This window comes from Monashia sp. HAY1-5C, assembly GCF_056755255.1.
This window is the reverse complement of the sequence record NZ_JBPGXG010000312.1, coordinates 1-295: the sequence shown is the minus strand read 5'-3', so window position 1 is coordinate 295 and position 295 is coordinate 1. Positions and strand designations below refer to the sequence as shown.

The following is a 295-nucleotide window of genomic DNA, read 5'->3' as shown; positions in this document are numbered from 1 at the left end:
ATCCGAAGCGGGTCGCGATGATCACCGTGCACACCTCGCCGCTGGAGCAGCCCGGCACCGGCGAAGCGGGCGGGCTCAACGTCTACGTCGCCGAGACGGCAAGGGAGCTGGCGGCGCGCGGCGTCGAGGTCGACATCTTCACCCGGCGCACGACGGGAGACATCCCCGTCGAGGCCGACCTCGTCCCCGGCGGCCGGGTCCGGCACGTCACCGCCGGCCCGTATGAGGGGCTGTCGAAGGAGGACCTGCCCGGCCAGCTCTGTGCGTTCTCGGCCGGCATCATGCACGCCGGGCT

1 protein-coding gene is annotated in these 295 nt (G+C 72.5%); it reads left to right on the top strand.

Going from position 1 to position 295, the window contains the following annotated elements:
• On the top strand, positions 1–295 hold a 295-nt coding region (locus ACR9ZK_RS21810), incomplete at both ends, for a glycosyltransferase (protein ID WP_481344047.1).